Origin of the sequence: Streptomyces sp. CBMA156, from assembly GCF_014596515.1 — a bacterium.
Classification (GTDB): domain Bacteria; phylum Actinomycetota; class Actinomycetes; order Streptomycetales; family Streptomycetaceae; genus Kitasatospora.
Map to the genome: position 1 here is coordinate 20808 of NZ_MSJQ01000164.1, position 7523 is coordinate 28330.

The following is a 7523-nucleotide window of genomic DNA, read 5'->3' on the forward strand; positions in this document are numbered from 1 at the left end:
GGCAGCCGGCGGGGGCCTTCCGCGTGATCGGGACGGTTTACGGCTCGAACTTGTAGCCCAGGCCTCGGACCGTGACCAGGTAGCGCGGCGCGCCCGGGTCCGGCTCGATCTTGGCCCGCAGGCGCTTCACGTGGACGTCCAGGGTCTTGGTGTCGCCGACGTAGTCCGCGCCCCACACCCGGTCGATCAGCTGCATCCGGGTGAGCACCCGGCCCGCGTTGCGCAGCAGCATCTCCAGCAGGTCGAACTCCTTGAGCGGCAGGTCGACCTTGGCGCCGTCCACGGTCACCACGTGGCGGTCCACGTCCATCCGGACCGGGCCGGCCTCCAGGGCGCCCGGGCCGCTGCCGTTGTCGCCCGCGCCGCCGTCCTCGCCGCGGCGGCGCAGCACCGCGCGGATCCGGGCGACCAGCTCACGGGTGGAGTACGGCTTGGTGACGTAGTCGTCAGCGCCTATCTCCAGACCGACGACCTTGTCGATCTCGCTGTCCTTCGCGGTCACCATGATCACCGGGACGTTGGAACGCACCCGGAGCTGGCGGCAGACCTCGGTGCCGGGCAGGCCCGGCAGCATCAGGTCGAGCAGGACGAGGTCGGCGCCGTTGCGTTCGAACTGCTCCAGGGCGTCGGGGCCGGTGGCGGCGACCGCCACCTCGAAGCCCTCCTTGCGGAGCATGTACGAGAGGGCGTCGCTGAACGACTCCTCGTCCTCGACCACCAGTACTCGGGTCACGATCAGGCCTCCGGGGCAAGCTGAGGGGTTGTGTCTGACAGGTGTTGTTCCCGTTCCCCGGCGGGGAACGGACGGGCCGTGCGGTCCGTGGTGAGGGTTCGGGGAGCGGCGGCGGGTCGTCCGGCGGAGTCGCCGTCCGGCTCGTGGTCCGGCACGTGGTCCGGCTCGTCGTCGAACACGTCGTCGGGATCGCCGTCCACGGGGGCCTGCCCGGCGGGCAGGCGGATGGTGAAGGTCGAACCCTGGCCCTCGACGCTCCACACCGAGACGGTGCCGCCGTGCGAGGCCGCGACGTGCTTGACGATGGACAGGCCCAGGCCGGTGCCGCCGGTCGCCCGGGAGCGGGCGGGGTCGACGCGGTAGAACCGCTCGAAGACCCGCTCGCGGTCCTTCTCGGAGATACCGATGCCCTGGTCGGTGACCGAGATCTCGATGAGCTCGCCGTCCGCCTCCCCGAGCGCCGCGGCGCTGGAGATCCGGCGGGTGGCGATGGCCACCCGGGTGCGGGGCGGGCTGTAGTTGACGGCGTTCTCGACCAGGTTGCCGAGTGCCGCGGCCAGCTGGCCGCGGTTGCCGTGCAGGTAGAGGCCGGCGATGCCGCCCGCCGCGATCAGGATCTGCTTGGCGGCGGCCTGCTGGCGGCAGCGGTCGATCGCCTCGGCGATCAGCTCGTCCACCGCCACCGGCTCCGGGTCGACCATCAGCCGGTCGTCCTGGACCCTGGAGAGGTCGATGATCTCCTGGACCAGGCTGGCCAGCCGGGTCGCCTCGACCTGCATCCGGCCGGCGAAGCGCTGCACCGCCTCCGGGTCGTCGGACGCGTCGGCGACCGCCTCGGAGAGCAGCGACAGCGCGCCGACCGGGGTCTTGAGCTCGTGGCTCACGTTGGCCACGAAGTCCCGGCGGACGGCCTCCACCCGGCGTCGCTCGGTCTGGTCCTCGACCAGCACCAGCACCAGCCGGGAGCCCAGCGGGGCCACCCGGACGGAGACCGCGAGCGGCTCCGCCGCGCGGGCCGCGCCCGGCCTGGGCACCTCCAGCTCGACCTGGCGGATCTCGCCGTCCCTGCGGGTGGCGCGCGCCAGGGCGAGCATCTGGTCCACGGCGACGGCGCCACCGCGCACCAGGCCCATCGCGTACGCCGCCGAGCTGGCCTTGACCACCTCGTCGCCCTCGCCCAGCACGATCGCGCAGGAGCGGAGCACCGAGAGCACGGTGTCGACCCCGGGCGGCAGCGGCGGCTCGGGGTGGCCGGTGCCCAGGGACTGGTACCGGCCGGGGTTTCTGCCGCCGGTTCCGCTGTACCTGCCCCGGGCCTGTTCGCGCTCGCTCCAACGGAAGGCGATGGAGGCGGTGAGGCCGACGCCGAGCCCGGCTATGGCGCAGGCAGCGGCGGCGGCCACGTTCACGTCCATGTGGCCAGCGTAAGCGTACGGCCAGGGCAGTCCCCATGCACTGGGTCAAGGCATCGACCGTACGTTGCCGAGAATTCACCTTCACGTTGTGGCCGATTCACCGTAGCGGCCGTGCACCGTCGCCCTGGCGTCGGAAAGTTGGCCGGGCAGCCCGTGTGGGAGAGATCGGTGTGCCGAACGGCGGTCACCGGCTCGGGTGTGCGCGTACGATGCGCGCCACCAGCAGCGGTCACCCGGACGCCGGAACGATGGTCGGACGGGCTGACCGGTCGGCACCGCCACCGACACAGCTACTGAGGAGAGAACATGCGCGACGCGTACCACGAGGAACTCGATGCGATCGGCGACAGCCTGGTCGAGATGGCCCGGCTGGTCGGCTCTGCACTGGGCCGCGCCACCACCGCCCTCCTCGACGCGGACCTGGCGCTGGCGGAGAGCGTGATCGCCGCCGACGCCAAGATCAACGAGCTGCACCACGAGCTGGAGAACCGGGCCATCGACCTGCTGGCCCGCCAGCAGCCGGTCGCCACCGACCTGCGCATCGTCGTCACCTCGCTGCGGATGAGCGCCGACCTGGAGCGCTGTGGCGACCTCGCCCGGCACGTCGCCAAGGTCGCGCGGATGCGCTACCCCGACACCGCGGTGCCGGGCGACCTGCACTCCACCGTCCTGGAGATGGGCCAGCTCGCCCAGCGCCTGGTGGCCAAGGCCGGCCTGGTCATCGCCACCAAGGACGTCGACAAGGCGCTGGAGATGGAGCAGGACGACGACGCGATCGACACCCTGCACCGCGAGCTGCTGTCGCACCTGATCGACGAGCGCTGGCACCACGGCATCGAGACCGCCGTCGACCTCACCCTGGTCGGCCGCTACTACGAGCGCTTCGCGGACCACGCGGTGTCGGTCGCCAAGCGCGTGGTGTACCTGGTGACGGGCGAGCACGTGGCCGAGTTCGTGGCCGCCACCGAGGCCGCCGAGGCGGCGCCGGTCGACTGACCGCCGGGGCCGGACCGGTGCCGGCGGGCCCATCGGTCCCGCCGGGGCCGGTCCCGGCTCACCCCGGGGGGGTGAGTAAACCCGCGACGAGGGTGGTGTGGGCGCACGGGCTACCGTGCGCCCCACCACTGCGCGCCCGTTGACGCTCCGTCCGTTCGGCGGTTTCACTCGACAGTGGGGGCACAGGACTGTGCCCGTCACTAGGAGGGAAGCTCGATGAAGGCCAACTCGACCCGACCGGCGACCGCCCACGAAACCGTCGAGCCACTCGCCCCGAAGCTGCTTCCCGTCCTCGCGGCCGGCTGCGGCTGCGGCCCCGGCTGCGGCTGCGGCTGCCAGTCCGGCGCGCCCTGCCAGTGCGGCGGCGCGGACGGCGGCTGCTGCGGCGGCCACTGAGCGGCCCGCCACCCGAGGAGTCCCCGAGGTGCACGGCCCGCCGACGGCCGTGCACCTCGTGCGTTCCCGCGTGCGTTCCCGGGTGCGTTCCCGGGTGCGCTCCCGGGCGCGTTCCCGCGTGCGTCAGAACCGGACGTCGGAGCAGGAGTAGAAGGCGTTCGCGGTGTCGGAGATGTTCCAGACCGACACGATCACGTGGTGGCCGGTGCGCCCGCCGGGGACGGTCGCGGTGTGGCTGAGCGAGCCGGGCACCTGCTGCCCCCCGTACGGGACGGTCAGGAAGGGCGTCAGCTCCAGGTCGGACCGAGTGACCGGCCGGCTCGCGTCGTAGCCCGGCTTGGTCATGTAGTACCGGAAGTCGGCGGTCGCGTGCCGGGCGGTGAACCGCCAGGTGAAGGTCAGCTGCTGGCCCGCCGACACCTGCGTGGTCGGCCAGGCGCCACCGTGCGGGTCGTCCAGTTCGGCGAAGCGCGCGTTGCCGCCGGCACAGATGGTGCCGTCCGAGGGGCCCAGGGCCGGGAAGCCCTTCGAGCCCTCGACGCTCTGCGGTTCCCACTGGATGTCGCCGCAGTCCCAGGCGACGCCGTGGGTGTGCACGTCGCAGAGCGCGGCCCGGCTGGGCGGAGTCGTGATGTAGCCGTGAGAGGCGGCCGGGAAGGCCAGGGTCAGCGGGATCGCCAGGGCGGCGACGACCGCCCCGACGACGTGGCGTGTGCGCATGGTGCTCCTCCGTGGGGGTGGATGGAGTGTGCGCCGGGGCGCAGACGCGCGCGCGTGGGGGTGCGGCGGCCCGGACGGGGAGTTCCTGGCATGCCTGCGCCAGTCCGGTGCCCTCACGGTAGGAGCCGCCGATTGAGCCGTCAATGGTCTGAACCATTTTCCCGCCTACCCAACTCCAGTGCCGAGCAAGCGGGTTGACTCCGAACCGACCGAAAACGAACGAAGGCCCCGCCACCCGGCAAGGCCGGGCGGCGGAGCCTCGTCGGCAAGTGGCTTACTTCTTGCCCTGGTTCTTGACCGCCTCGATGGCCGACGCGGCGGCGTCCGGGTCGAGGTAGCGGCCGCCCTGGGCGACGGGCTTGAAGTCGGCGTCCAGCTCGTAGACCAGCGGGATGCCGGTCGGGATGTTCAGACCGGCGATGGCCTCGTCGGAGACGCCGTCGAGGTGCTTGACCAGCGCGCGCAGGCTGTTGCCGTGGGCGGTGACCAGGACGGTCCGGCCGGCGGCCAGGTCCGGGACGATGGCGTCGTACCAGTACGGGAGCATCCGCTCGACGACGTCCTTCAGGCACTCGGTGCGCGGACGCAGCTCGCTCGGGATCTCGGCGTAACGGGCGTCATCGGCCTGCGAGTACTCGGCGTCGTCGGCCAGCACCGGCGGCGGGGTGTCGTACGAGCGGCGCCACAGCTGGAACTGCTCCTCGCCGAACTCGGCCAGGGTCTGGGCCTTGTCCTTGCCCTGGAGCGCGCCGTAGTGGCGCTCGTTCAGCCGCCAGCTGCGGTTGACCGGGATCCAGTGCCGGTCGGCCTTGTCCAGGGCGATCTGGGAGGTGCGGATGGCGCGGCGCAGAAGCGAGGTGTGCACCACGTCGGGGAGCAGACCCTCGGCGGCCAGGAGCTCGCCACCGCGGGCGGCCTCCTTCTCGCCCTTCTCGTTGAGGTCGACATCGACCCAACCGGTGAACAGGTTCTTCTGGTTCCACTGGCTCTCGCCGTGGCGGAGCAGGATGAGTCGGTACGTCGTGTCAGCCATGGCCCCCAGCTTAGTGGGGGCCGGAAAACCCCTGGTGGGGACCTTCGGCCGATGTGTAATGTGTGCTCCGCGCATCTGACACTTACCTGCGTTGGCTGACCGGGCCTGCCGCACCGCTCAGCGGACGCCTGCCTCCGGGAGCCCCCACATGCTCGTCGCCCTGGCCTCCAATCCCCGGCTCCGAAGACTCGTCCAGGAGACGGTGGGCGGGCTGCCGCGGCAGTTCTGGTGGCTCTGGGTCAGCACCCTGGTGAACAAGCTCGGCGCATTCGTCGTCACTTTTCTGGCGTTGTACCTGACCGTCGACCGGGGGTACTCGGCCTCCTACGCGGGCCTGGTGGCCTCGCTGTTCGGCCTCGGCTCGGCCGTCGCGGCGATCGGCGCGGGCGTGCTGGCCGACCGGATCGGCCGCCGTCCCACGCTGGTCGCCGCCCAGCTCGGCACCGCGCTGTCCACCGCCGTGCTGGGCTTCGCGGACGGCCAGGTGGCGATCGCCGTGGTGGTCTTCTTCGTGGGCCTGTGCAGCAACGCGACCCGGCCGCCCACCTCGGCGATCATCGCCGACCTGGTGCCGGCCGAGGACCGGGTCCGCGCGTACTCGCTGAACTACTGGGCGATCAACATCGGCTTCGGCCTCTCCGCCGCCGCGGCCGGTCTGATCGCCACCCACGGCTATCTGACGCTCTTCCTGCTGGACGCGTTCTCCACCCTGGTCTGCGCGGTGGTGATCTTCGTCCGGATCCCGGAGACCAGGCCCCAGCTCCCGCCCGGCCACCCGGCCGGCTCCGCCGAACCGCCGGTCAGCCTGCTCTCGGTGTTCCGGGACGCCCCGTTCATGGCGTTGGTCGGGCTGACCCTGCTGCTCGCGCTGGTCTTCCAGCAGGGCAGCACCACGCTGGCCGTGGACATGGGCGCCTCCGGGATCACCTCCACCCAGTACGGCCTGGTCATCGGCCTGAACGGGCTGCTGATCGTGGTCCTCCAGATCCCGCTCACCCGGTGGATGGAGGGCCGCTCGCGCACCGGGCTGCTGGTCGCCAGCTGTCTGCTCACCGGCTGGGGCTTCGGACTGGCCGCGCTGGCCGGGTCCTCGGCCTGGCTGTTCGCACTCTCGGTGGCGGTCTGGACGGTCGGCGAGATCCTGAACACGCCGGTGATGATGGGCATGGTCGCCGAGCTGGCGCCGACCCACGGGCGCGGCCGCTACCAGGGCGTGCACAGCCTCTCCTGGTCGCTCGCCTCGTTCCTCGGCCCGGCCGGCGGCGGGCTGCTGCTCCAGCACGCCGGGCCCGTGGTCCTCTGGACGGTCTGCGGGGCGGTCGGGACGGTCACTGCGCTCGGGTACGTCACGCTGGCCCGCCGCACCGGTGCGGTGGGGCGGCGCGAGGCCGTGGTGGCGGAGGTCCTCGCGCCCGCGGCGCAGACCCCGGCGACCACGGCGGTCCCCGCCACCGCGGCGGAGCCGGCCGGGCGGCAGGCGGGGCGGCCGGCCGGGAAGGCTCCGGCGGACGCCTGACCGGGCAGCGCGGATCAGCCCGCTTCCGGGGCCTCTGCCGACGGGGCCCCGGGCGCGGCCAGGTGGGCGAAGGCGGCCAGGTTGCGGGTGGACTCCCCACGCTTGGTCCGCCACTCCCACTCGCGCCGGATCGCCGAGGCGAAGCCCAGCTCCAGCAGGGTGTCGAACGGCTCGTCCGCGTTCTCCAGCACCGTCCCGAGCAGCCGGTCCACCACCTGCGGGGTGAGCGCCTCCAGCGGCAGCCGGCCGGCCAGGTAGACGTCGCCGAGCGCGTCGACCGCGTACCCGACGCCGTACAGCCTGGTGTTGCGCTCCAGCAGCCAGCGGTAGACGGCCTCGTGGTTCTCGTCCGGACGGCGGATCACGAAGGCGTTCACCGACAGGGTGTGGTCGCCGACCCGCAGCGCGCAGGCGGTGCTCAGCTTCCGGGTGCCGGGGAGGGCCGCCACCAGCGTGTACGGGTCGGTGGCGGCCGGCTCCCAGGCCACCCCGGCGTCGTCCAGGGCGGCGCGCAGGAGGGTCAGGGCCTCGTCCTTGGTGCGGATTGCCATGGGGGTGACGTTACTCGCCGGTACCCCAAAGGCGCAGCCCTTGACCGCCCGGCGCAGTCACTGACCGCCCGGCGCGGCCCCTGCCACTCCGGCGCGGCCTCAGGCCAGCAGGCGCCGGGCCGCCGCCAGCCGGCCGGCCGGGCGGGCCATGCTGCCCGCGTAC

The 7523-nt window shown here is 72.6% G+C and carries 8 protein-coding genes; 3 read left to right on the forward strand and 5 right to left on the reverse strand.

Going from position 1 to position 7523, the window contains the following annotated elements; all coding sequences use genetic code 11:
- Window positions 1-37: 37 nt before the first annotated feature.
- Complete coding sequence (locus BU198_RS13715; protein ID WP_188296603.1) at window positions 38-733, reverse strand: response regulator; 696 nt, start codon at window positions 731-733, stop codon at window positions 38-40.
- Window positions 734-735: 2 nt separating this feature from the next.
- Complete coding sequence (locus BU198_RS13720) at window positions 736-2148, reverse strand: sensor histidine kinase (RefSeq protein WP_223244222.1); 1413 nt, start codon at window positions 2146-2148, stop codon at window positions 736-738.
- Between the two features lie 306 nt (window positions 2149-2454).
- Here BU198_RS13720 and phoU point away from each other — a divergent pair, with 306 nt between their 5' ends.
- Together phoU and BU198_RS13730 are read left to right on the forward strand one after the other, a co-directional pair.
- Window positions 2455-3144: a phosphate signaling complex protein PhoU gene (gene phoU / locus BU198_RS13725; protein ID WP_188296604.1), complete on the forward strand. Its 690-nt coding sequence runs from the start codon at window positions 2455-2457 to the stop codon at window positions 3142-3144.
- A 216-nt stretch (window positions 3145-3360) separates the two neighbouring features.
- Window positions 3361-3540, forward strand: coding sequence for a hypothetical protein (locus tag BU198_RS13730; protein WP_188296605.1), 180 nt, complete (start codon window positions 3361-3363; stop codon window positions 3538-3540).
- 123 nt (window positions 3541-3663) lie between these two features.
- Here the strand turns inward: BU198_RS13730 and BU198_RS13735 are convergent, their stop codons facing one another.
- Both BU198_RS13735 and BU198_RS13740 read right to left on the reverse strand, forming a co-directional pair.
- Window positions 3664-4260: a lytic polysaccharide monooxygenase gene (locus BU198_RS13735; protein WP_188296606.1), complete on the reverse strand. Its 597-nt coding sequence runs from the start codon at window positions 4258-4260 to the stop codon at window positions 3664-3666.
- Between the two features lie 274 nt (window positions 4261-4534).
- A complete protein-coding gene (locus tag BU198_RS13740) occupies window positions 4535-5293 on the reverse strand; it encodes a phosphoglyceromutase (RefSeq protein WP_188296607.1) in 759 nt (252 codons plus the stop codon).
- Window positions 5294-5441: 148 nt separating this feature from the next.
- Between BU198_RS13740 and BU198_RS13745 the strand changes: the two genes are divergently transcribed.
- A complete protein-coding gene (locus BU198_RS13745; RefSeq protein WP_188297115.1) occupies window positions 5442-6809 on the forward strand; it encodes an MDR family MFS transporter in 1368 nt (455 codons plus the stop codon).
- A gap of 14 nt (window positions 6810-6823) precedes the next feature.
- Here the strand turns inward: BU198_RS13745 and BU198_RS13750 are convergent, their stop codons facing one another.
- Complete coding sequence (locus BU198_RS13750) at window positions 6824-7360, reverse strand: YbjN domain-containing protein (RefSeq protein WP_188297116.1); 537 nt, start codon at window positions 7358-7360, stop codon at window positions 6824-6826.
- Window positions 7361-7523 lie beyond the last annotated feature (163 nt).